Genomic DNA, 23,110 nt, shown 5'->3' with positions numbered 1-23,110 from the left:
GGAGTCATGCGCTGGATCCTGTTCATCTTTGTTTGTCTGGTGAGTCTCCCGACTCAGGCGGTGACGATACCTGGCGTCACTACGCCAACGTCAACCAACGCGCAAACCGCGCCGGCGAAAGAGCCGGATGTTGAACAGAAGAAAGCGGCCTACGGCGCACTGGCTGATGTGCTGGAAAATGATGCCTCGCGCCAGGAACTGATCGGTCAGTTACGCAAAGTGGCGACAGCGCCCCCTGCCGAGCCGGTGCCAACCATTGTTCCGCCCACGTTAACGGAAGAAAAAACGGTGCTGGAAAACGTCACGGATGTCACCCGCCACTACGGTGAGGCGCTCTCCAGCCGCTTTGCTCAGCTTTACCGCAATATTACCGATGCACCACACAAGACCTTCAACCCGCAAACGTTCACCAATGCCCTGACCCATTTTTTAATGCTGGCGGCGTCAGTGTTCGGTTTTTTCTGGCTGCTTCGCCTGTGCGCGCTGCCGCTGTATCGCAAAATGGGGCAATGGGCACGACGGAAAAACCGCGAACGCAGCAACTGGCTCCAGCTTCCGGCAATGATCGTCGGCGCATTCATTATCGATTTGCTTCTGCTGGCGCTGACTTTGTTTGTCGGGCAGATACTGAGTGACAGAATGAACGCCGGTAGCCGCACTATCGCCTTTCAGCAAAGTCTGTTTCTCAATGCCTTTGCGTTGATTGAGTTCTTCAAAGCCATTCTGCGCCTGATATTTTGCCCAACGGTGGCCGAACTGCGCCCGTTTAACATTCAGGATGCCGGTGCGCGCTACTGGAATCGCCGTTTAAGTTCATTGAGCAGCCTGATTGGATACGGACTTATCGTTGCCGTTCCCATTATCTCGAATCAGGTCAACGTGCAGGTCGGTGCGATGGCAAACGTCATCATTATGCTGTGTATCACGCTATGGGCGCTGTACCTGATTTTCAGAAACAAGAAAGAGATAACGCAGCATTTGCTGAATCTGGCGGAAAGATCGTTAGCGTTTTTCAGCCTGTTTATCCGCGCCTTTGCACTGGTATGGCATTGGCTGGCCAGCGCCTACTTCATTGTGCTGTTTTTCTTCTCGCTGTTTGATCCTGGCAACAGCCTGAAATTCATGATGGGCGCTACGCTGCGCAGCCTGGTGATCATTGGGATCGCCGCTTTTGTTTCCGGTATGCTTTCCCGCTGGATAGCCAAGACCATTACCCTTTCTCCACACACCCAGCGCAGCTATCCGGAATTACAAAAACGGTTGAATGGCTGGCTGTCGACGGCGTTAAGCGTGGCCAGGATCCTGACGGTGTGCGTCGCGGTAATGCTGTTACTGAATGCCTGGGGATTATTCGACTTCTGGAACTGGCTGCATTACGGCGCAGGAGAAAAAACGGTGGACATCCTGATCCGTATCGCGCTGATTTTATTCTTCTCCGCCATCGGCTGGACGATCCTTGCCAGCCTGATTGAAAATCGTCTGGCTTCCGATATTCACGGCCGCCCGCTCCCCAGCGCTCGTACCCGCACCCTGCTGACGCTGTTTCGCAACGCGCTGGCGGTGATCATCAGCACGATCACCATCATGATTGTGCTATCCGAAATTGGCGTCAATATCGCACCCTTACTGGCCGGGGCCGGGGCGCTGGGGCTGGCTATCTCTTTCGGCTCGCAAACGCTGGTAAAAGATATTATTACCGGGATCTTTATTCAGTTCGAAAATGGTATGAACACCGGCGACCTGGTGACCATCGGTCCACTCACCGGTACGGTTGAACGGATGTCCATCCGCTCTGTGGGCGTCCGTCAGGACACCGGGGCGTACCATATCATTCCCTGGTCATCGATAACGACCTTCGCCAACTTTGTGCGCGGGATTGGATCGGTCGTCGCCAATTACGACGTAGACCGCCATGAGGATGCGGATAAAGCGAATCAGGCGTTGAAAGACGCTGTGGCTGCAGTGATGGAACAGGACGATATTCGCGGGCTGATTATTGGCGAGCCGTCGTTTGCCGGGATTGTGGGGTTAACCAATACGGCCTTCACGCTACGGGTCTCATTTACCACATTACCGCTGAAACAGTGGACGGTACGTTTCGCGCTCGACAGCCAGGTGAAGAAATACTTCGATCTGGCCAACGTACGCGCGCCGGTACAGACCTATCAGGTCTTGCCTGCACCGGTGAATGGCCCTGCGTCGGCAGCAAGCGAATCGCTGCCGCCAACCGAGCCAACGCTTTAGCGTTTACGCGCCATAAAACGGCGACGCTGATCGTTATCCATAAAGGTCCAGGCAATAAAGCGACTCTGCTTTTGCCCCTGGGCCATCTCTTTCTTAACCACTTTCACCGCGCCCGCATCCGTTAACGCGTGGTACAGCGGAGGCAAATTCTCACCGCGCGAAACCAGCGTGGTGAACCACATCACCTGACGGCCAAAGGCCTGGCTTTCGGCGATCATTTTTTTGATGAATGCCACTTCACCGCCTTCACACCACAGCTCCTGCTGCTGCCCGCCAAAGTTCAGCGCATCATCTTTATCCTGCCCCAGATTACGACGTTTGCGCTCGCTTCCGGCGCGGGCTGAAGCCGCAGAATCATGGAACGGCGGGTTACACAATGTGGCTTCATATTGCTCATTCTTGTGAATGATACCGTTGAAGATTGCCGTAGCATCTTTCTGGCGACGCAGACGAATAGCACGGGTTAACCCCGGATTGGCATTTACGATCGCCTGAGCGCTGTTAAACGCTTCGCTACTGGTCTCACTACCGGTGAATCGCCAGCCATATTCATGCACGCCGATCAGCGGATAAATACAGTTTGCCCCAACTCCCACGTCCAGCACGCTCGCATTTGCCGGAATGGTTCCGCTGGTTTCACCTAACAGGTCGGCCAGATGGTGAATGTAGTCAGCGCGACCAGGAACCGGCGGGCACAGAAAACCGTCTGGAATATCCCAGTTTTTCACCGCATAAAAATGCGCCAGCAGTGCTTTATTGAGCGCCTTCACTGCCTGCGGATTCGCGAAATCAACACTCTGCTCGCCGCCTGGCGTGAGGGTGAGAAATTGCGTCAACTCGGGTGTAACCTGGCATAAAGTCGCAAGATCATAACGGCCATTGTGGCGGTTGCGTGGGTGTAATCCCGGTTTCTGGGGGGACATAGCATTCTCCTTTTAACAGCGGCGTAAGATACCCGCATAACGCCACGCGGTAAACACACAGCAAGGAAATTTGCTTTTTTTATACCTATTTGATGGCTTGCTGATTGTTCAAAAAACAGATAGCTCATCACCAGTTTTTTGCGGTAAATGTCATCCGCTGACGGCCTAAACTTATCAGGCACGACCTGTTGTTTCTCAGAGGATATCACCATGAAGAAATGCCTCACATTCCTTGCCGCTACCGTACTGACCGGCATGACATTTGCGTCCTTTGCTGCACAGCCCTACACCAGCCCTCAAACCGGCCAGCTACAAGCTTCCGGTACTGTTTTCGCTACCGGAGCCTCTAACCTGAGCGATCTCGAAGACAAGCTGGCAGAGAAAGCGAAAGAGCAAGGCGCAAAAGGCTTTGTCGTCAATTCTGCGGGCGGTAAAAACCAGATGTACGGCAGCGCAACTATCTATAAGTAGTCCCTCACCTTAGCCCAACTGCATTCACCCCGAATGCAGTTTGCTACCTACTGTTCACGTCGTTCACCGCTCAGATTGTAATCATCGTGTAGCAATTTTGAATCCAATGTAAATAAATGTATTTATTTTTGAATTAATGAATGCTAAAACGTCGCACTGATTAGTAATGCTTATCAAAATCATTATCAATTACACATTCGCTCCCGCGAGGCCTGCAGGGTATAACATCCACAGAGATGTCCCTTCGCGCGAGTGAAACCGTCTACTCAAAAAATAATAAGTCACTCACTAACATGGATAAAAATCGCAATTTGCCTGCCAGTAGTTTTCATTCACTGACTTTTTTTGCCGGTCTGTGTATTGGCCTGTCTCCGGTAGCTCAGGCTGTCGCCGCGGGCGATCAAGATAAAAAACAAGAAGATACGTTGGTTGTTGAAGCGGCCAAACCTTCGTTATACGCCCCAACGCAGTCTGCCGACCCTAAGTTCTCCCGCCCGGTAGCGGATACAACCCGCACCATGACAGTGATTTCTGAGCAGGTGATTAAGGATCAAGGTGCAACCAATCTGACCGATGCGCTGAAAAACGTACCGGGTGTTGGCGCGTTTTTCGCCGGTGAGAACGGTAACTCCACCACCGGTGACGCGGTGTACATGCGTGGTGCGGATACCTCGAACAGTATTTATATCGACGGTATCCGAGATATTGGCAGCGTTACGCGCGACACTTTCAATACCGAACAGGTTGAAGTGATCAAAGGCCCCTCCGGCACCGACTATGGCCGTAGCGCGCCAACGGGCTCCATCAATATGATCAGCAAACAGCCGCGCACCGACTCAGGGATCGATGCCTCGGCCAGCGTCGGTAGCGCCTGGTTCCGCCGTGGTACGCTGGACATTAACCAGGTCATCGGCGAGACCACCGCTGCACGGTTAAACCTGATGGGTGAAAAAACGCATGATGCCGGTCGCGATAACGTTAAGAATGAACGTTATGGTGTGGCCCCCTCTCTCGCCTTTGGCTTAGGCACTGAGAACCGACTGTATCTGAACTATCTGCATGTCACCCAGCACAACACCCCGGATGGCGGTGTCCCCACCATCGGTCTGCCGGGATATTCTGCGCCTTCCGCGGGGACTGCTGCACTGAATCAGTCAGGAAAAGTGGATACGCATAACTTCTACGGTACCAACTCGGATTACGACGATTCGACGACCGATACCGCAACGATGCGTTTTGAACATGATCTGAACGACAGCACCACTATTCGCAACACCACCCGCTGGTCACGCATTAAGCAGGATTATCTGATGACGGCGGTGATGGGCGGTGCGACTAACATCACCCAACCCACCAGCAGCGTCGACACCTGGACCTGGTCACGCCTGGCAAATACCAAAGATGTCAGCAATAAGATCCTGACCAACCAGACCAACCTGACCTCAAAATTTTACACAGGCTCCATCGGTCACGACATCAGCACCGGCGTGGAGCTAACGCGTGAAACGCAAACCAACTATGGTGTAAACCCGATCACCCCGCCGCCGGTAAATATCTATCATCCCGACAGCAATGTGAATATCGGCGGATTGTCTCGTAACGGCGCTAATGCTAACGGGCAAACCGATACCTTCGGTGTATACGCCTTTGATACGCTACAGATTACCCGTGAGTTTGAACTAAACGGTGGTATTCGCCTCGACAATTACCGCACGGAATATGACAGCGCTACCGCTTGCGGCGCTTCTGGTCGCGGCGCGGTCGCGTGTCCGACAGGCGTGGCGAAAGGTTCTCCGGTCACCACCGTGGATACTGCCAAATCAGGCAATCTGGTGAACTGGAAAGCGGGCGCGCTGTATCATCTGACCGATAACGGTAACGTTTACATTAACTACGCCGTTTCTCAGCAACCGCCGGGCGGCAGCAACTTTGCCCTCGCTCAGAGCGGAAGCGGTAACAGTGCGAACCGTACCGATTTCAAACCGCAGAAAGCGAAAACCAGCGAGATCGGCACCAAATGGGAGGTGCTGGATAAGCGCCTGCTGTTAACTGCCGCGATTTTCCGTACGGATATTGAGAACGAAGTTGAGCAGAACGACGACGGCACATATTCCCAGTACGGGGAGAAGCGCGTTGAAGGTTACGAACTCTCGGTAGCAGGGAACATCACTCCCGCATGGCAGGTTATTGGGGGTTACACCCAGCAGCGCGCGACGATCCACAGCGGCAAAAACGTTGCTCAGGATGGTTCTTCATCCCTGCCGTATACGCCAGAACATGCGTTCACGCTGTGGAACCAGTATCAGGCTACCGATGATATCTCTGTTGGCGCGGGCGCTCGCTACGTGGGCAGTATGCATCGCGGTTCCGACGGGGCCGTGGGTACGCCATCCTACACCGAAGGTTACTGGGTCGCCGACGCGAAACTGGGTTATCGCGTGAATCGCAATCTCGATTTCCAGTTGAACGTCTATAACCTGTTCGACACCGATTATGTATCCTCCATTAACAAGAGCGGATACCGTTACCATCCGGGCGAGCCAAGAACCTTCCTGCTCACGGCAAATATGCATTTCTGATCTTTTACGTGGGGCGTAAGCCCCACTTTCAGGAGAAACACTGATGATGTATCACATTCCCGGCATTCTGTCGGCGCAGGATGTCGCCTGGTTTCGCGAACAGCTGGACGCTGCCGACTGGGTTGATGGCCGCGCAACCACCGGCGCTCAGGGCGCGCAGGTTAAAAACAACCAGCAGGTGAATACGCAAAGTGAGCGTTACGGCGTTTTACAACAGGCGGTACAAAACGCGGTGAACAACAGCGCGTTATTCTTCGCCGCTGCATTACCGAAAACGCTCTCCACACCGCTGTTCAATCGCTACCAGGACAACGAGACCTACGGTTTTCACGTTGACGGCGCGGTGCGTAGTCATCCGGAAAACGGCTGGATGCGCACAGATCTTTCTGCCACCTTATTCCTGAGTAATCCCGACGATTATGAGGGAGGAGAGCTGCTGGTCAATGACACCTACGGCCAGCATGCGGTAAAACTTCCGGCAGGCGATCTGGTACTTTACCCTTCCAGCAGCCTGCACTGCGTTACGCCGGTGACCCGTGGGGTTCGGGTGGCATCCTTTATGTGGATCCAGTCGATGATCCGGGACGATAAAAATCGCGCCATGCTTTTTGAACTGGATAAAAACATCCAGTCCCTGAAGACACGTCATGGGGAGAGTAGCGAGATCCTGTCGCTTCTCAATCTCTACCATAACCTGCTGCGCGAATGGTCTGAAATCTGATACCGCTGACGCGTGGTCGTTTTTCAGCCATCACATTCGCTATACTTATTCTGTAGACATCAGCAGGAGGTAGGTATGGCATCCGGATGGGCAAATGACGACGCTGTTAACGAACAGATCAACAATACTATTGAAGATGCTGTTGCCCGCGCCCGCGGTGAGTTACCGACGGGGGAAAGTCTGTATGAATGCGAAGAATGTGGTAATCCAATCCCTCAGGCCAGACGGGAGGCCGTGCCCGGCGTACGCTTGTGCATCACATGCCAGCAGGATAAAGATTCACATAGCGCAGGATTTTTAGGATATAATCGCAGAGGTTCGAAAGACAGCCAGCTACGTTGACTTATCTTTACCGAAAGTTTCAGCGCATACGATTTCCTTTACGAGCACGCTTTTTTGCACTCTGTGTAGCAAAATGTGCCGTTGTCGGTTTCTCTGTAAAGCGCAATGACAAGAACTGTAAATCCCTCTTTCGAATTTATTAATATTCAATAAGTTATTTGTCATTCAATTTTTTTGATTGATGTCGTCAATTCTATTCGATTTTATCTCGCATAAAAAAACGTGATACTTCTCACATCGACGAAACAACGTCTTCTTAAAGAACACTGACTAACAGAACAAACCTGCGAGAAATTAATCATGAAAAATATCAAATTTGCTGTTGCCGCCATCGCTCTGTCTACCCTGTCATTTGGCGTTTTTGCTGCCGAGCCAGTTTCCTCTACTCAGGCGCAAAACATGAACAAAATTGGTGTGGTATCTGCTGACGGCGCCACCACGCTGGACGGCCTGGAAGCAAAACTGGCTGAAAAAGCGACTGCTGCTGGCGCAACGGGTTACAGCATCACTTCCGCTATCGGCAAAGACAAAATGAGCGGCACCGCGGTTATCTATAAATAACCGAAAGATTACCTGTACGACCCAATGCTCCAACCCTCATTGACCCTGTTTGTTACCCTTTGTTTGCCCGTCCGCCACTGGACGGGCTTTTTTTTGCTTAGTGTTCCAGTCGTTGACGGAATTCCTGCAACACGGCGTCTGGCATCCCTATTTGCAACGCCGCCTCGCAAATCGCCTGCCAGCTTCCGGCATCCAGCGGAATACCTTGCTCCAGCCGTTCTTCACGAGTATTCACCTCCCACTCCCCTGGCAACAGGATCGGGGCATCTTCAGCATGGGGGGACGCTTTCACCCACTTAGCAAATGCCGCGACCTGGTTGTCGCAGTCCGGCGCGCCAAACAGTTCCGGATTCATAATGATGGTCGTCATACAGTTAATGATGGCGTCCGCGCTGGTCTGCAGGCTCTCTTCATGTGTGGTTTTACCACCAGAAAGCGCTCCCCCCATAATTTCGCACATTGCCGCCAGCGCATAACCTTTGTGTTGGGCGAAGGTCAGCAACGACCCCAGCGGAGAGACCTGCATTACGGCAGGATCGGTTGTGGGTACCCCATTAGCATCAATCAGGCATCCCGGAGCCACCGGCTCGCCCTTGTGCCATGCCACACGAGTTTTGCCAAACGCGATGGCGCTGGTTGCATAGTCCAGCAACAACGGGAACGTATTTTTACGCGGGAACACCACACAGAAGGGGTTGGTGCCAAATCGACTATCGCGGCCATGAAACGGTGCGACCATCGGGATCCCTACCACATTCACAAAGTGCACCGAAACAAAACCCGCCGCCGCACATTGCTCCGCCCAGTAGCCAATGCGTCCAATATGGTGCGAATTATGTAATGCCACAGCAGCGATACCGTGCTGGCGCGCTTTTTCGATCCCAAGCGTAATTGCCTCGTGGGCCGCCACCTGACCAAATGCGCAGTCGCCGTCAAGCGTAATCACCGCTCCCGCATCGTTGACCACTTTGGCATGGCGGTTGATCTGCAGGTGTCCCTGCGAAAATGAGCGAATATAGCTTGGGATCATGCCGATACCGTGGGAGTCGTGGCCGGCGAGGTTAGAGGCTATCAGATGATCGGCCACCAGCCGCGCCTCCAGCTCATTGCTTCCCATCTGGTGAAAAACGGCCTGGATAAAGGCGTGCAGCGTTGGCACATGGAAGCGATGTCCACTGTTCATTGTTATCTCCTGTTGTGTCGCGTGTTGATTGTGTTTCTTATTTTTCAACAAACTATGCTGCGCCACAGCGCTCAGGAGATCAATAAACGTGCAGAAATTTCACGTTGCCGGAAGGCGTGAAGCGACGGGCCAGGCAAATGACCCGTCGGGAGAAAGAAAAATCAGAAGCTTTGCTCGACGCGGCCAAGTCCTTCAGCCAGCGTCGCGGATTCACCGGTTGCTACCAGGCAGCAGGCCATCTGGATTTTCAGCGATGCCGGAACCGGCTCACTGCCCGCCAGACAACGCTCAATCCAGCGCGCGGTAGTTTCCGGGTCTTTAGCCACCGGCAGTGGGACCGGCTCATCGGGCATCTCGCTCTGCCGGTCCTGTAGCACTCGCACGCCGGACGAATCTATCAGGCTTATCTGCGGGCAGCGCTGCGGGTTGGCGTACACTTCACCCTCGGTACCGTGCATCAACAGGGCACGCCCACCGATATCGCCGAAAAATTTCGCCACGCGCGATACGTATTCCGGGTGGGAAACGCTGGAAAGACGCAGCGCGGCATCTTCGGCAAACGGCGTGGCTAATTTAGCCAGTGTATGCGCACTGTTACGCACGCCCATTCGCCAGCGCATCGCCAGCTGTTTTTCCAGCGGAGGACACAGCGCACTCACCGGGATAAATACCGGCTCATGGCCATCCAGCTTTGCCTGCGCCTGCCCGGCATGCAGCGTCGGCGCAATCCCCATCAGTTCGAAAATGGTTTCAGTCAGCACGCGGGTTGGATCCTCGCTGACACCGTGCACCACCACCGGGAAGCCCAGTTTATGCAGTAAAATCGCCAGCAGCGGAGTCAAATTTGCCTGCTTGCGCGCGCCATTGTAGCTGGGAATGACAATCGGCATGGGTTTGGCCACTGGCGGAGCCAGGCGAATGGTGTGGTTCTGCATCGCTTCGTAAAAGCCCAGCATCTCCGCTTCGCCTTCGCCTTTAATACGCAGCGCAATCAGTACACCGCCCATCTCAAGATCGGGCACCTCGCCGTTCATCATATGGGTATACAGTCCGCGAGCGGTATCCTTATCCAGGTCACGCGCGTGATTTTTTCCTCGCCCAATCTCTTTGATGATTTTGCGGTAATCCATCGATAACTCCTTGCCTGTTGCTCGCATCGTTAACGCCGACGGCGACGCGTGGGTTTCGCTTTTTCTTTTGGTTTTACTATAACGTCTGGCACAGCAGGTTGCTCTATCGGAAATATGGGTAATGCGTTCAGTAAACGCTTGCCATAGCTTTTGGTCAATAAACGCTTGTCATAAATAACCACTTCTCCCCAGCAGCCGTGGCTACGAATGAGTCGCCCAACCTGCTGGATCAAATTGAATGACGCCGCGGGCAAGCTCTGCACCTCAAAGGGGTAGCGGTTCAGGCTTTTCAGCCACTCGCCCTCGGTGATCACCACCGGGCTGTCGATAGGCGGAAAAGCAATTTTGTGAATATGCACCTGGGTCAGCAAGTCGCCTTTCAAATCCAGACCTTCGGCAAAAGATTGCAGCCCAATCAGTACGCTACGCTCGCCGTTGGTCACCCGCTTGCGGTGCAGCTCCACCAGTCGATAGCGCGGCTGGTCGCCCTGTACCAGCAACAGCAAACGCAGATCGGTAACGTGCTCAAGAAAACGCTGCATTGCCCGACCGCTGGCAAAGAGTACCAGCATGCCCTGATGCTTTTTACTTTCCAGCTGTTCGCGGAAATAGGCGGCCATTTCCGCGATATGCTGCTCTTCGTTATCAATTGACGGTTCGTAGCGCATCTGCGGAATGACGATTTTGCCTTGCTCAACGTGATTAAACGGTGAATCCAGCGCGATAAAGCGGTCCCCTGCTTTTTCTTTCAGCCCGCTCATCTCCTGCAAACGCGAGAAGCTGTTGAGCGAACGCAGCGTGGCGGAGGTCACGATAATATGCGGTACGCTGCGCCACAGCAGTCGTTCAAGCTGATCGCTCACGCGGATCCCCACACAGTGGAACCAGACGTGGATCTGCCCGTCACGCACTTCGCGCGTCGCCCATTTACTCACCGGCGCGCCTGACGACTGCGCGAGCGAAGCCAACCGCCACAGTTTGCTTTGCGCCTCAAACATGCCCAGCGCCCGATTCATCTGCAAAATAACCCGATGCAGACGCACAATATCGTGGGTGCCGGTTTTTTCGCTGAGATCGTTGAGGAACAGTTCCGCCAGACCGCGCAACATTTCTGTTAGCTTCGCCAGACGCTGACAAATCTCCATCACTTCCGCAGGCAGTTCGCCCATCGCGAAGCGGTGTTCCGCCTTCTGGGTCGCAGGCATGTACAGATTAAGAATGTTATTGAGCGATGAAATCAGCTCATACAGCTCCTCACAGTGACCGCTCAGACGCTCGGCATTCGCCAGCGGCGGCGTAGTTTTTGGACGAAACTGTTCGAGGCAGGTGGCTACTAATTTGCAAAACAGATCCAACTGCAGCCGATACCAGGGGGCGCTGATTTCTGCGCTCATCTCCAGCGCATCGCGCGCGACGTCCGGCAAATGGTGACCTTCATCAAGGACCAGCAGCAGGTTCTTCGGCTCCGGTAAAACAGCTTCGCTTTCCATGGCCGCCATCACCAGCGCGTGGTTAGCCACCACCACTTCGGCTTCCTGAATCTCACGGCGGGCGACAAAAAAGGGGCATTCACGATAGTAGTGACAGTTACGATTCAAACAGCTGGCTTTATCAGTGCTCAGGCGCTGCCAGAGTCCGTCGTCGATAGCGATATCCGTGTGATCGCGCAGCCCGTCCCACTTGTAGCTGTCGAGATCGCCTTTTAGCCTGGCGCAGCGCTTTTGTTCTTCCTGGTTGTTGGGCGTCAGGTCATCGTCGAGAAAGGCCAACAGATCCTGCTGATTGGGTTCGCTACTGGCCAGCGCCGCTAAATTACGCGGGCAGACATAACGCCCGCGACCAAACGCGGCGGTAAAACGCAGATCGGGGATAATTTTGCGCAGCAGCGGTAAATCTTTGCTGTAGATCTGATCCTGTAAAGCAACGTTGGCGGTACTGACCACCAGCGTTTTTTGTTCTTCACGCGCTATGGCAATACCGGGAATCAGGTACGACAGCGTTTTCCCCACCCCGGTCGGCGCTTCAATCGCCAGATGCCGCCCTTCTTCCCCAGTGAGCGTTTTCGCGACGTCAGCAATCATCTGCCGCTGCGGCGCACGGGGAATAAAGTCGGGGATCTGTTCCTGAAGCGCCTTATACCAGGCGGCAATTTGCGCTTTTAGCGCAGCCGTTAGTGCCATGAGAAAACCTGAAATACTGTATAAACAGCCACTATTGTGGCACTTTCTGATACGTGTCGCAAAAAGAAAAGCCCGACCTTTCGGCCGGGCTCGCAATTACTGCGCTGAAGACGGTTTGCGCGGACGGCGCGGTGGACGAGGCTTATCGCCCGCCGGTTTGCCTTCGCCGCTACGCGGTTTCGCTTTTGGCGCACCGCCATCCTGACGACGCGGCTGCTGGCCACGCCCTGCGCCACCCTGACCGCGACCACCGCCGCCACGCTGCTGGCGACCATTCTGGATCGGCTCGGCTTTGATGGACGGGTCTGGCTCGTAGCCTGGCATCGCAATTCGCGGGATCTCTTTTTTCAGCAGCTTCTCGATGTCACGCAGCAGCTTGTGTTCATCGACGCACACCAGAGACAACGCTTCGCCGGTAGCGGCCGCACGACCGGTACGACCAATACGGTGCACGTAATCTTCCGGGACATTTGGCAGCTCGTAGTTCACCACGTGCGGCAGCTCTTCAATATCCAGACCGCGCGCGGCAATATCGGTCGCCACCAGCACACGAATATCACCGGATTTAAAATCAGCCAGCGCACGCGTACGCGCCCCCTGAGATTTATTACCGTGGATCGCCGCGCTGCGAATGCCGTCTTTATTCAGCTGTTCCGCCAGATGGTTCGCACCATGTTTGGTACGGGTAAACACCAGCACCTGCTGCCAGTTGCCCTGACCGATCATCTGCGACAACAGTTCACGTTTACGCTTTTTATCAACAAAATGAACGTGCTGAGTCACCTGCTCTGACGCGGTATTACGGCGCGCCACTTCGATTTCCAGCGGATTGTGCAGCAGCTTTTCGGCCAGCGACTTAATATCATCAGAGAACGTTGCTGAGAACAGCAGGTTCTGGCGTTTTGCCGGCAGTTTCGCCAGAACGCGACGGATATCATGAATAAAGCCCATATCCAGCATGCGGTCAGCTTCATCCAGTACCAGAATCTCAACCTGATCCAGTTTCACCGCATTCTGGTGTTCCAGATCGAGCAAACGACCAGGCGTGGCGATCAGCACATCCACACCGCCGCGCAGCTTCATCATCTGCGGGTTAATGCTCACGCCGCCGAAGACCACCAGCGAGCGAATATTCAGATACTTACTGTAATCACGTACGTTTTCGCCAATCTGGGCCGCCAGTTCGCGAGTTGGCGTGAGGATCAGCGCACGCACCGGACGACGGCTTTTGCCATGCGGCTGATGGGTAATCAGGTGCTGCAACAGCGGCAGGGTAAAACCTGCCGTTTTCCCCGTACCGGTCTGGGCGCTGGCCATCAGATCGCGGCCTTCCAGCACGGCAGGGATCGCCTGCTGCTGAATAGGGGTAGGTTCACGGTAACCCTGCTCGGCAACGGCACGTAAAATATCAGGGTTTAAACCAAGGGAATCAAAAGACATAACAACTCCGAACCACCCTGACCGTTACCGGTGTCGTTTTCAGGGAGATACATATAATAAAGATGACAAAAACCACAATGTCATGAAGGGGCGGAGTGTAGCAGTTTTTGTGATGTGCCGCATAAATTATCCCTGCGCTGAAAAATAACGGTCCGGACTGGACAAGGTTACACATCAGTCATAATCTTAATCAATCGATTGATTAAGATCTGAGTCGTGCTATGAATACACCCACCATGACAACCAAAGGTGAACAGGCGAAAAATCAGCTCATTGCCGCCGCGCTGGCGCAGTTTGGCGAGTATGGTCTGCACGCCACAACGCGCGATATCGCTGCGCAGGCCGGGCAAAATATTGCTGCCATCACCTACTATTTTGGCTCAAAAGAGGATTTATATCTCGCCTGCGCCCAGTGGATTGCGGATTTTATCGGCTCACAGTTTCGCCCGCACGCTGAAGAAGCCGAGCGTCTGTTTGCTCAGCCGGAACCGGATCGTGGCGCGATGCGCGAACTGATCCTCCGCGCCTGCAAAAATATGATCATGCTGTTAACCCAGGACGATACCGTTAACCTGAGCAAATTTATTTCGCGCGAACAGCTTTCCCCCACCGCGGCTTATCAACTGGTGCACGACCAGGTTATCAATCCGCTACATACTCACCTGACGCGCCTGATTGCTGCCTATACCGGCGGCGATGCCAACGATACCCAAATGATCCTGCACACCCACGCCCTACTCGGCGAGGTACTGGCCTTTCGTCTGGGGAAAGAAACCATTCTGTTGCGTACGGGCTGGTCACAATTTGATGAGGATAAAACCGCGCTGATTGACCAAACGATCACCTGTCACATCGATCTTATTCTGCAAGGTTTAACGCAAAGGAGTCTGGAGTCATGAAAAAACCTGTCGTTCTCGGGCTGGTCATCGCGGCCCTCGTTGCCGTGATTGCCGGTGGAACGTGGTGGTATCAAAGTCGGCAAGATAACGGTCTGACGCTGTACGGCAATGTCGATATCCGTAGCGTCAACCTGAGTTTTCGCGTCGGCGGCAGGCTGGCCTCGCTGGCGGTTGACGAAGGCGATGCCATTACCGCCGGTCAGGTGCTGGGCGAACTGGACCGTGCACCGTACGAAAACGCATTAATGCAGGCAAAAGCGAATGTTGCCGCCGCCCAGGCGCAATACGATCTGATGCTGGCAGGGTATCGTGAAGAAGAGATCGCGCAAACCGCAGCGGCAGTCAAACAGGCGCAGGCAGCCTATGATTACGCGCAAAACTTTTACAATCGGCAGGTGGGATTGTGGAAAAGCCGCACTATCTCCGCCAACGATCTGGAAAACGCCCGTTCATCACGCGATCAGGCGCTGGCCTCTCTGAAATCCGCACAGGATAAACTCACCCAATACCGCAGCGGTAATCGTGTGCAGGACATTGAGCAGGCGAAAGCCACGCTCGAACAAGCTCAGGCCGAGCTGGCCCAGGCAGAGCTTAATTTGCATGACACCACGCTGACCTCGCCGTCTGACGGCACGTTACTCACCCGTGCGGTCGAACCCGGCAGCATGTTGAACGAAGGGGGCACGGTACTGACGCTGTCACTCACGCGTCCGGTATGGGTTCGCGCCTACGTTGACGAACAAAATCTGAGCCAGGCGCAGCCAGGACGCGAAATCCTGCTTTACACCGATGGCCGTCCGGACAAACCGTATCACGGTAAAATCGGCTTCGTGTCGCCCACCGCGGAGTTTACCCCAAAAACAGTCGAGACCCCTGACCTGCGCACCGACCTGGTTTATCGCCTGCGTATTGTGGTGACCGACGCGGACGATGCGCTGCGCCAGGGAATGCCGGTAACGATAAAGTTCAGCGATGAGGCACGGCATGAATGACGCCGTCATTACGCTGAATGGACTGACGAAAAACTTTGCCGGAATGGATAAACCGGCCGTCGCCCCGCTCGACTGTACCGTTCATGCGGGCTACGTGACCGGGCTGGTCGGGCCGGATGGCGCTGGCAAAACCACGCTGATGCGAATGCTGGCAGGGCTGTTGAAACCCGACGCTGGTAGCGCAACGGTGATTGGTTTTGATCCCATCAAAGACGACAGCGCACTGCATGCGGTACTGGGTTACATGCCGCAGAAATTTGGTCTGTATGAAGATTTGACCGTCATGGAGAACCTCAATCTCTATGCAGATTTACGTAGCGTTACCGGTGAAGCGCGAGAAAAAACCTTTGCCCGGTTACTGGAATTTACCTCGCTGGGGCCGTTTACCGGACGACTGGCCGGCAAGCTTTCCGGCGGCATGAAGCAGAAGCTCGGACTTGCCTGTACGCTGGTCGGTGAACCCAGCGTGTTACTGCTGGATGAGCCTGGCGTGGGCGTCGACCCTATTTCCCGTCGCGAACTGTGGCAAATGGTTCATGAGCTGGCCGGGGACGGCATGCTGATCCTCTGGAGCACGTCGTATCTGGATGAAGCTGAACAATGCCGTGATGTGCTGCTGATGAACGAAGGTGAATTGCTGTATCAGGGCGATCCCACTCAGCTTACGCAAACCATGTCGGGTCGCAGCTTCCTGATGAGCAGTTCGCAGGAAAATAACCGCCGACTGCTGCAACGCACGTTAAAACTGCCGCAGGTTAGCGACGGGATGATTCAGGGGAAATCCGTCCGCTTAATCCTGAAAAAAGAAGCGACGGCCCAGCAGATTCAAAACGCTGACGGCATGCCGGAGATAACCATCAACGAAACCGCCCCCCGCTTCGAGGATGCCTTTATCGATTTACTCGGCGGGGCCGGAACATCGGAGTCCCCGCTGGGCGCTATCCTGCATACCGTGGAAGGCACGCCTGGTGAAACGGTGATCGAAGCCAAAGCGCTGACCAAAAAATTTGGCGATTTTGCCGCTACCGACCACGTAGACTTTGCCGTGCAGCGCGGCGAAATTTTTGGTTTGTTAGGGCCCAACGGCGCGGGCAAATCCACTACCTTTAAAATGATGTGCGGCCTGCTGGTCCCCACTTCGGGTAAAGCGCTGGTGCTGGACATGGACCTGAAGGTCAGCTCCGGTAAAGCGCGCCAGCATCTGGGCTATATGGCGCAGAAATTCTCCCTGTATGGCAACCTGACGGTTGAACAGAATCTGCGCTTTTTCTCCGGCGTCTACGGCCTGCGCGGTCGGGCGCAGAAGGAGAAAATCGAGCGGATGAGCGAGGCATTCGGCCTGAAGAGTATCGCCTCCCACGCCACCGACGAACTGCCGCTGGGCTTTAAACAGCGCCTGGCGCTGGCCTGTTCGCTGATGCATGAACCCGACATTCTGTTCCTCGATGAACCCACTTCCGGGGTCGATCCTCTCACCCGTCGGGAGTTCTGGTTACATATCAACAGCATGGTGGAAAAAGGCGTCACGGTGATGGTGACCACCCACTTTATGGATGAGGCAGAATACTGCGATCGCATCGGGCTGGTGTATCGCGGAAAACTGATTGCCAGCGGTACGCCGGACGACCTGAAAGCTCAGGCTGCTGACAGTGAGACGCCAGACCCGACCATGGAACAGGCGTTTATCACGCTAATCAATGACTGGGATAAGGAGCATACGCATGAGTAACTCCATTCTCTCCTGGCGTCGCGTACGCGCGCTGTGCGTGAAAGAGACGCGTCAGATCGTCCGCGATCCCAGCAGTTGGCTGATTGCGGTGGTGATCCCGCTGCTGCTGCTGTTTATCTTCGGCTACGGGATCAACCTCGACTCCAGCAAGCTGCGGGTAGGGATTTTGCTCGAACAGCAAAGCGAAGAGGCGCTGGATTTTACCCATACCATGACCGGTTCACCGTATATTGACGCCACCATCAGCGATAACCGTCAGGAATTGATTGAGAAAATGCAGGCCGGGCGCATTCGCGGGCTGGTGGTGATCCCGGTGGATTTCGCCCAGCAGATGGCGCGACCCAACGACGTGGCGCCGATCCAGGTGATCACCGACGGCAGTGAACCGAATACCGCTAACTTTGTACAGGGTTATGTCGAAGGCATCTGGCAGATTTGGCAACAACAGCGGGCGGAAGATCGCGGAGAATCATTTGAACCTTTGATCGACGTGCAGACCCGCTACTGGTTTAACCCGGCGGCTATCAGCCAACATTTTATTATTCCCGGGGCGGTAACCATCATCATGACGGTTATTGGCGCTATCCTCACCTCATTAGTGGTGGCGCGCGAATGGGAGCGCGGAACCATGGAAGCGCTGTTGTCTACCGAAGTCACCCGCGTCGAACTGCTGCTGTGCAAACTGATCCCCTATTACTTTCTGGGCATGCTGGCGATGCTGCTGTGTATGCTGGTGTCGGTGTTTATTCTCGGCGTGCCCTATCGCGGTTCGTTGCTGATCCTGTTTTTCATTACCAGCCTGTTTCTGCTCAGCACGCTCGGCATGGGGTTGCTTATCTCCACCATCACCCGCAATCAGTTTAACGCCGCGCAGGTCGCGCTAAACGCCGCCTTCCTGCCTTCGATTATGCTGTCGGGTTTTATCTTCCAGATAGACAGCATGCCGGCGATTATCCGGGCAGTAACCTATATTATTCCGGCTCGTTATTTCGTCAGCACCCTACAAAGCCTGTTTCTGGCGGGAAATATTCCGGTGGTGCTGATTATCAACGTGCTGTTTTTAATCGCTTCGGCGGTGATGTTTATTGGCCTGACGTGGCTTAAAACCAAACGTCGGCTGGATTAAGGGGACGGGCATGTTTCATCGCTTATGGACATTAATTCGTAAAGAGCTGCAATCGCTGTTACGTGAACCGCAGACGCGAGCCATTCTGATTTTACCGGTGCTGATTCAGGTTATTCTGTTCCCGTTCGCGGCCACGCTGGAAGTCACCAACGCCACTATCGCTATCTATAACGAAGACAACGGTAAACATTCGGTGGAACTAACCCAGCGCTTCGCTCGCGCCAGCGCCTTTACGCACGTTCTGCTGCTGAAAAGCCCGCAGGAGATCCAGCCCACCATCGACACGCAAAAAGCCCTGTTGCTGGTGCGCTTCCCGGCCAACTTTTCGCGTAATCTGGATACTTTCCAGCAGGCTCCCATGCAGATTATTCTCGACGGGCGTAACTCTAACAGTGCGCAAATTGCCGCGAATTATCTGCAGCAGATCGTTAAGGAGTATCAGCAGGAGCTGATGGACGGCAAGCCGAAACCGAACAACAGCGAGCTGGTGGTGCGTAACTGGTATAACCCGAATCTGGATTACAAATGGTTTGTGGTTCCGTCGCTGATCGCCATGATCACCACCATCGGCGTCATGATCGTCACCTCGCTCTCGGTTGCCCGCGAGCGCGAGCAAGGCACGCTGGATCAGCTGCTGGTCTCCCCACTTACCACCTGGCAGATATTCATCGGTAAAGCGGTGCCCGCGTTAATTGTGGCAACGTTTCAGGCCACCATTGTGCTGGCGATCGGCATCTGGGCTTATCACATCCCCTTTGCCGGTTCACTGGCGCTGTTCTATTTCACGATGGTGATTTACGGGCTGTCGCTGGTCGGCTTTGGTCTGCTGATTTCATCACTGTGCGCCACCCAGCAGCAGGCGTTTATCGGCGTGTTTGTGTTTATGATGCCGGCGATTTTACTTTCAGGCTACGTCTCGCCGGTCGAAAATATGCCGGTCTGGCTACAGAATCTGACGTGGATAAACCCAATCCGCCATTTTACGGACATCACGAAACAGATTTACCTGAAGGATGCGAGTCTGCAGATTGTGTGGGGAAGTTTGTGGCCGCTGTTGGTGATAGCGGCCACGACCGGCTCAGCGGCGTATGCGATGTTTAGACGCAAGGTGATGTAGCTTTTTGTCTTTCGCCAACAGCGAGACCACGGCGGGTCCGGCAAGGATCACCAGCCCCGCCAGGGCTAGCAAGACGTTGTTTTGCAGCACGCGCGACAGCAACCACAGTACGATCATCGCGGCACCGAAATACCACGTGGTAGTCAGTTCTTCCAGCACATCAGCTACGTCGCGCCAGCGCTGTTCATGGTGACGTTGCAAGGCCAGCATTAATAAAACCGTTACGCCGTAAACGACGCATAATCCCAGGCCGACGCGCACCAGCGTACCGCTCATCCAGCCCATTACCAGCAACGCCACTACCAGTAAATGCAACACAATCTGCCAGCAACTTAGACCCGTTGCGACACGAACACGTTGTTGCCACCTCATGGCTTTTCTCCTGAAGGATTTTCAACTAATTATTCAGAGTACCGGACTTTACGGAAAATTCCGCAACACCGCATCTTTTTGTGACGACGACTACACTATTTTATTTAGGAAGTGACGCCAACGGGAGGCTCATGAGCGGATCGGGAGTTCAATTTTCATTCAATGTGCTCACCATTAATACTCACAAAGGGTTCACCGCCTTCAACCGGCGTTTTATTTTGCCTGAGCTACGGGAGGCTGTCAGAACGGTCGGTGCAGACATTGTGTGCCTACAGGAAGTCATGGGCGCGCACGATGCTCACTCGCTGCTGATTGAGAACTGGCCGGATACCACCCACTACGAATTTCTGGCGGACACCATGTGGAGCGACTTCGCCTACGGGCGTAACGCCGTGTACCCGCAAGGGCATCACGGTAACGCGGTGCTGTCGCGTTATCCCATTGAACATTATGAAAATCGCGATGTGTCCGTCGGCGCGAGTGAAAAGCGCGGGGTCCTCTACTGCCGCATCGTGCCGCCAATGCTCTCGCACCCAATTCATGTCATGTGCGTGCATCTCGGTTTGCGTGAAGCACACCGTCAGGCCCAGCTCGCTATGCTGGCTGACTGGGTCAATGCCCTGCCCGACGCGGAGCCCGTGGTGATCGCCGGAGATTTTAACGACTGGCGGCAAACGGCCAATCACCCGTTGAAAGCCAGGGCCGGCCTTGACGAGATTTTTACCCGCGCCCACGGTCGCCCGGCGCGGACGTTTCCGGTGCAGTTTCCCCTGCTGCGTCTGGACAGGATCTATGTGAAAAACGCGAATGCCAGTACCCCAACGACGCTGGCGCTGCGTCACTGGCGACATTTGTCCGATCATGCCCCCCTGAGTGCGGAGATTCATTTATGAAAAATGGCTGGCGTGAAGGCAATCAAATTCAACTGCTGGAAAATGGCGATCAATACTATCCCGCCGTCTTTGACGCCATTGAACAGGCACAGCAAAAAATTATCCTTGAGACCTTTATCTGGTTTGAAGATGCGGTCGGAAAACAGCTGCATGCCGCCTTGCTCGGAGCCGCCCAGCGCGGAATCAAAGCAGAGGTGCTGCTGGACGGTTACGGTTCGCCGGATCTTAGCGACAGTTTTGTCGAAGAGTTGACCGTAGCAGGCGTTGTTTTCCGCTACTACGATCCGCGCCCGCGTCTGTTCGGTATGCGCACCAATCTCTTTCGCCGTATGCATCGCAAAATTGTGGTCATTGATGACCGTGTTGCCTTTGTCGGCGGCATCAATTATTCCGCTGAACACATGTCTGATTACGGTCCCGAGGCCAAGCAGGATTACGCTGTTCGCGTGGAAGGTCCAGTCGTGGCCGACATCCTGAAATTCGTGCTGGATAACTTACCAGGACAGAGCGCCGTACGACGCTGGTGGCGACGTCATCACCGGGCAATTGAGAATCATCGGCCTGGCGAAGCGCAGGCGCTGTTTGTCTGGCGCGATAACGAAGAGCATCGCGATGATATTGAACGCCACTATTTGAAAATGCTGACCCAGGCCCGGCGGGAAGTGATCATTGCCAATGCCTATTTCTTTCCGGGTTATCGCCTGCTGCATGCCCTACGAAAAGCTGCGCGACGCGGCGTTCGGGTAAAACTCATCGTCCAGGGTGAACCGGATATGCCGATTGTGAAAGTGGGTGCCCGCCTGCTGTATAACTATCTGGTTAAAGGCGGCGTCCATGTCTATGAATACCGGCGTAAGCCCCTGCATGGTAAAGTCGCGCTGATGGACGATCATTGGGCGACGGTAGGTTCCAGCAATCTCGACCCGCTCAGTCTGTCGCTCAATCTGGAGGCGAATCTTATTATTCATGACCGCACGTTTAACCAGACCCTGCGTGACAACCTGAACCCCATTATTGCGCAGGACTGCAAGCGAGTTGATGAATCAATGCTGCCAAAACGCACCTGGTGGAACCTGACCAAAAGCGTGCTGGCCTTCCACTTTTTACGCCACTTCCCGGCGCTGGTCGGCTGGCTACCGGCGCATACCCCGCATCTGGCCGAGGTAGAACCACCCGCACAGCCAACTCTGGAAACCCAGGATCGTATTCCAACTGAGGATGCAGGAGGGGAAACCTGATGCCAAAAAACCACCGACGCTGGCGCTTAGCGAAAAAGATCCTCACATGGCTATTTTTTATTGCAGTCATCGTATTGCTGGTCGTTTATGCCAGTAAGGTCAACTGGCAGGAAGTATGGACGGTAATTCGCGATTACAATCGGATCGCCCTGCTCAGCGCCGTAGGGCTGGTGATCGTCAGTTATTTACTTTACGGCTGCTATGACTTGCTCGGGCGCTACTACTGCGGGCACAAGCTGGCAAAACGCCAGGTCATGCTGGTGTCGTTTATCTGTTACGCCTTCAACCTGACGTTAAGCACTTGGGTGGGCGGTATTGGGATGCGTTATCGTCTCTACTCGCGTCTCGGATTACCGGGGAGCACAATTACGCGAATTTTTTCACTGAGCATTACCACCAACTGGCTGGGCTATATTCTGCTGGGCGGTTTTATTTTCACCTTCGGCGTCGTTGAACTGCCCGCGCACTGGTATATCGATGAAGGTACGCTACGCCTCTTAGGCATTGCGCTGCTGCTGATGATTGTTGTTTATCTGTGGTTTTGCGCTTTCGCGAAACATCGCCACATCACCATCAAGGGCCAAAAACTGGTACTGCCCTCCTGGAAATTTGCCCTCGCGCAAATGGCGATATCCGGTACTAACTGGATGGTAATGGGGGCGATTATCTGGCTGTTGCTGGGTCAGAATATCAACTATTTCTTCGTGCTGGGCGTGCTGCTGGTGAGCAGTATTGCCGGTGTTATCGTGCATATTCCGGCGGGGATTGGTGTGCTGGAGGCGGTCTTTATGGCGCTGCTGGCAGGAGAGAATACCTCTCAGGGGACAATCATTGCCGCCCTGCTCGCATATCGCGTGCTGTACTATTTTATTCCGCTGCTGCTGGCGCTGATGTGCTATTTGCTGCTGGAGAGTCGGGCGAAAAAGTTGCGGGTAAAAAACGAGAAGGCGATGGCAAAATGATTCACCGG

The 23,110-nt window shown here is 54.4% G+C and carries 20 protein-coding genes; 14 read left to right on the top strand and 6 right to left on the bottom strand.

What is annotated here, in order from left to right; all coding sequences use genetic code 11:
- Window positions 1–6: 6 nt before the first annotated feature.
- Entirely contained in the window at window positions 7–2,244 is a 2,238-nt protein-coding gene (gene ybiO, locus WC7_RS17925) for a mechanosensitive channel protein (protein WP_016152369.1), read from the top strand.
- Here the strand turns inward: ybiO and rlmF are convergent.
- Window positions 2,241–3,167 (bottom strand): 23S rRNA (adenine(1618)-N(6))-methyltransferase RlmF, encoded by a 927-nt coding sequence (rlmF, locus tag WC7_RS17930; RefSeq protein ID WP_016152368.1) that lies wholly within the window; start codon window positions 3,165–3,167, stop codon window positions 2,241–2,243. The two genes, ybiO and rlmF, sit on opposite strands and share 4 nt — an antisense overlap.
- A 210-nt stretch (window positions 3,168–3,377) precedes the next feature.
- On the opposite strand from rlmF, the gene mcbA reads away from it, so the two are divergent.
- From mcbA to ybiJ, 5 genes are all read left to right on the top strand, one after another.
- Window positions 3,378–3,638, top strand: coding sequence for a DUF1471 family periplasmic protein McbA (gene mcbA, locus WC7_RS17935; RefSeq protein WP_016152367.1), 261 nt, complete (start codon window positions 3,378–3,380; stop codon window positions 3,636–3,638).
- Between the two features lie 293 nt (window positions 3,639–3,931).
- The gene (locus WC7_RS17940; RefSeq protein ID WP_016152366.1) at window positions 3,932–6,217 is read left to right on the top strand and encodes a catecholate siderophore receptor Fiu; all 2,286 of its coding nucleotides are present in this window, start codon (window positions 3,932–3,934) and stop codon (window positions 6,215–6,217) included.
- Between the two features lie 43 nt (window positions 6,218–6,260).
- Window positions 6,261–6,938 (top strand): PKHD-type hydroxylase YbiX, encoded by a 678-nt coding sequence (gene ybiX, locus WC7_RS17945; protein WP_016152365.1) that lies wholly within the window; start codon window positions 6,261–6,263, stop codon window positions 6,936–6,938.
- A gap of 75 nt (window positions 6,939–7,013) precedes the next feature.
- Window positions 7,014–7,280, top strand: coding sequence for a DksA/TraR family C4-type zinc finger protein (locus WC7_RS17950; RefSeq protein WP_016152364.1), 267 nt, complete (start codon window positions 7,014–7,016; stop codon window positions 7,278–7,280).
- A gap of 300 nt (window positions 7,281–7,580) precedes the next feature.
- On the top strand, window positions 7,581–7,841 hold the full coding sequence (gene ybiJ / locus WC7_RS17955) for a DUF1471 family protein YbiJ (RefSeq protein ID WP_016152363.1): 261 nt from the start codon (window positions 7,581–7,583) through the stop codon (window positions 7,839–7,841).
- 97 nt (window positions 7,842–7,938) lie between these two features.
- On the opposite strand, the gene WC7_RS17960 is transcribed toward ybiJ, so the two are convergent.
- The 4 genes from WC7_RS17960 to rhlE form a co-directional block, all read right to left on the bottom strand.
- Window positions 7,939–9,024 carry a malate/lactate/ureidoglycolate dehydrogenase gene (locus tag WC7_RS17960; RefSeq protein WP_016152362.1) on the bottom strand — a complete coding sequence of 362 codons (1,086 nt, stop codon included), beginning with the start codon at window positions 9,022–9,024 and terminating at the stop codon, window positions 7,939–7,941.
- Window positions 9,025–9,185: 161 nt separating this feature from the next.
- Window positions 9,186–10,154: a DNA-binding protein YbiB gene (gene ybiB / locus WC7_RS17965; protein ID WP_016152361.1), complete on the bottom strand. Its 969-nt coding sequence runs from the start codon at window positions 10,152–10,154 to the stop codon at window positions 9,186–9,188.
- 29 nt (window positions 10,155–10,183) lie between these two features.
- Window positions 10,184–12,334 (bottom strand): ATP-dependent DNA helicase DinG, encoded by a 2,151-nt coding sequence (gene dinG, locus WC7_RS17970; protein ID WP_016152360.1) that lies wholly within the window; start codon window positions 12,332–12,334, stop codon window positions 10,184–10,186.
- Window positions 12,335–12,430: 96 nt separating this feature from the next.
- Complete coding sequence (gene rhlE / locus WC7_RS17975) at window positions 12,431–13,774, bottom strand: ATP-dependent RNA helicase RhlE (RefSeq protein WP_016152359.1); 1,344 nt, start codon at window positions 13,772–13,774, stop codon at window positions 12,431–12,433.
- 221 nt (window positions 13,775–13,995) lie between these two features.
- On the opposite strand from rhlE, the gene cecR reads away from it, so the two are divergent.
- The 5 genes from cecR to WC7_RS18000 are packed head-to-tail and all read left to right on the top strand — an operon-like array spanning window position 13,996 to window position 19,637.
- Window positions 13,996–14,673, top strand: coding sequence for a transcriptional regulator CecR (cecR, locus tag WC7_RS17980; RefSeq protein WP_016152358.1), 678 nt, complete (start codon window positions 13,996–13,998; stop codon window positions 14,671–14,673).
- Window positions 14,670–15,665 (top strand): secretion protein HlyD, encoded by a 996-nt coding sequence (hlyD, locus tag WC7_RS17985; RefSeq protein WP_016152357.1) that lies wholly within the window; start codon window positions 14,670–14,672, stop codon window positions 15,663–15,665. The genes cecR and hlyD overlap by 4 nt, the downstream gene beginning before the upstream one ends.
- A complete protein-coding gene (locus WC7_RS17990; RefSeq protein WP_016152356.1) occupies window positions 15,658–17,394 on the top strand; it encodes an ATP-binding cassette domain-containing protein in 1,737 nt (578 codons plus the stop codon). Before hlyD ends, WC7_RS17990 begins: the two co-directional genes overlap by 8 nt.
- Entirely contained in the window at window positions 17,387–18,520 is a 1,134-nt protein-coding gene (locus WC7_RS17995) for an ABC transporter permease (RefSeq protein WP_016152355.1), read from the top strand. The genes WC7_RS17990 and WC7_RS17995 overlap by 8 nt, the downstream gene beginning before the upstream one ends.
- A 10-nt stretch (window positions 18,521–18,530) precedes the next feature.
- Window positions 18,531–19,637 carry an ABC transporter permease gene (locus tag WC7_RS18000; protein ID WP_016152354.1) on the top strand — a complete coding sequence of 369 codons (1,107 nt, stop codon included), beginning with the start codon at window positions 18,531–18,533 and terminating at the stop codon, window positions 19,635–19,637.
- On the opposite strand, the gene WC7_RS18005 is transcribed toward WC7_RS18000, so the two are convergent.
- On the bottom strand, window positions 19,599–20,009 hold the full coding sequence (locus WC7_RS18005; RefSeq protein ID WP_016152353.1) for a YbhQ family protein: 411 nt from the start codon (window positions 20,007–20,009) through the stop codon (window positions 19,599–19,601). The genes WC7_RS18000 and WC7_RS18005 overlap by 39 nt on opposite strands.
- A 131-nt stretch (window positions 20,010–20,140) precedes the next feature.
- Between WC7_RS18005 and WC7_RS18010 the strand changes: the two genes are divergently transcribed.
- The 3 genes from WC7_RS18010 to WC7_RS18020 are packed head-to-tail and all read left to right on the top strand — an operon-like array spanning window position 20,141 to window position 23,102.
- Window positions 20,141–20,902, top strand: coding sequence for an endonuclease/exonuclease/phosphatase family protein (locus tag WC7_RS18010; RefSeq protein WP_016152352.1), 762 nt, complete (start codon window positions 20,141–20,143; stop codon window positions 20,900–20,902).
- Window positions 20,899–22,140 (top strand): cardiolipin synthase ClsB, encoded by a 1,242-nt coding sequence (gene clsB, locus WC7_RS18015; RefSeq protein ID WP_016152351.1) that lies wholly within the window; start codon window positions 20,899–20,901, stop codon window positions 22,138–22,140. Before WC7_RS18010 ends, clsB begins: the two co-directional genes overlap by 4 nt.
- Window positions 22,140–23,102 carry a lysylphosphatidylglycerol synthase domain-containing protein gene (locus WC7_RS18020; protein WP_016152350.1) on the top strand — a complete coding sequence of 321 codons (963 nt, stop codon included), beginning with the start codon at window positions 22,140–22,142 and terminating at the stop codon, window positions 23,100–23,102. Before clsB ends, WC7_RS18020 begins: the two co-directional genes overlap by 1 nt.
- Window positions 23,103–23,110 lie beyond the last annotated feature (8 nt).

Source organism: Citrobacter sp. KTE151 (assembly GCF_000398845.1).
Taxonomy (GTDB): Bacteria; Pseudomonadota; Gammaproteobacteria; order Enterobacterales; family Enterobacteriaceae; genus Citrobacter; species Citrobacter braakii.
The sequence above is the reverse complement of the archived record's forward strand: the minus strand, read 5'-3'. Positions and strand labels throughout refer to the sequence as shown.

What these genes read in the sequence shown, in the direction of transcription:
- ybiO (WP_016152369.1), top strand. Translation starts at nt 7, where the DNA reads ATGCGCTGGATCCTGTTCATCTTTGTTTGTCTGGTGAGTCTCCCGACT.
- rlmF (WP_016152368.1), bottom strand. Translation starts at nt 3,167, where the DNA reads ATGTCCCCCCAGAAACCGGGATTACACCCACGCAACCGCCACAATGGC.
- mcbA (WP_016152367.1), top strand. Translation starts at nt 3,378, where the DNA reads ATGAAGAAATGCCTCACATTCCTTGCCGCTACCGTACTGACCGGCATG.
- WC7_RS17940 (WP_016152366.1), top strand. Translation starts at nt 3,932, where the DNA reads ATGGATAAAAATCGCAATTTGCCTGCCAGTAGTTTTCATTCACTGACT.
- ybiX (WP_016152365.1), top strand. Translation starts at nt 6,261, where the DNA reads ATGATGTATCACATTCCCGGCATTCTGTCGGCGCAGGATGTCGCCTGG.
- WC7_RS17950 (WP_016152364.1), top strand. Translation starts at nt 7,014, where the DNA reads ATGGCATCCGGATGGGCAAATGACGACGCTGTTAACGAACAGATCAAC.
- ybiJ (WP_016152363.1), top strand. Translation starts at nt 7,581, where the DNA reads ATGAAAAATATCAAATTTGCTGTTGCCGCCATCGCTCTGTCTACCCTG.
- WC7_RS17960 (WP_016152362.1), bottom strand. Translation starts at nt 9,024, where the DNA reads ATGAACAGTGGACATCGCTTCCATGTGCCAACGCTGCACGCCTTTATC.
- ybiB (WP_016152361.1), bottom strand. Translation starts at nt 10,154, where the DNA reads ATGGATTACCGCAAAATCATCAAAGAGATTGGGCGAGGAAAAAATCAC.
- dinG (WP_016152360.1), bottom strand. Translation starts at nt 12,334, where the DNA reads ATGGCACTAACGGCTGCGCTAAAAGCGCAAATTGCCGCCTGGTATAAG.
- rhlE (WP_016152359.1), bottom strand. Translation starts at nt 13,774, where the DNA reads ATGTCTTTTGATTCCCTTGGTTTAAACCCTGATATTTTACGTGCCGTT.
- cecR (WP_016152358.1), top strand. Translation starts at nt 13,996, where the DNA reads ATGAATACACCCACCATGACAACCAAAGGTGAACAGGCGAAAAATCAG.
- hlyD (WP_016152357.1), top strand. Translation starts at nt 14,670, where the DNA reads ATGAAAAAACCTGTCGTTCTCGGGCTGGTCATCGCGGCCCTCGTTGCC.
- WC7_RS17990 (WP_016152356.1), top strand. Translation starts at nt 15,658, where the DNA reads ATGAATGACGCCGTCATTACGCTGAATGGACTGACGAAAAACTTTGCC.
- WC7_RS17995 (WP_016152355.1), top strand. Translation starts at nt 17,387, where the DNA reads ATGAGTAACTCCATTCTCTCCTGGCGTCGCGTACGCGCGCTGTGCGTG.
- WC7_RS18000 (WP_016152354.1), top strand. Translation starts at nt 18,531, where the DNA reads ATGTTTCATCGCTTATGGACATTAATTCGTAAAGAGCTGCAATCGCTG.
- WC7_RS18005 (WP_016152353.1), bottom strand. Translation starts at nt 20,009, where the DNA reads ATGAGGTGGCAACAACGTGTTCGTGTCGCAACGGGTCTAAGTTGCTGG.
- WC7_RS18010 (WP_016152352.1), top strand. Translation starts at nt 20,141, where the DNA reads ATGAGCGGATCGGGAGTTCAATTTTCATTCAATGTGCTCACCATTAAT.
- clsB (WP_016152351.1), top strand. Translation starts at nt 20,899, where the DNA reads ATGAAAAATGGCTGGCGTGAAGGCAATCAAATTCAACTGCTGGAAAAT.
- WC7_RS18020 (WP_016152350.1), top strand. Translation starts at nt 22,140, where the DNA reads ATGCCAAAAAACCACCGACGCTGGCGCTTAGCGAAAAAGATCCTCACA.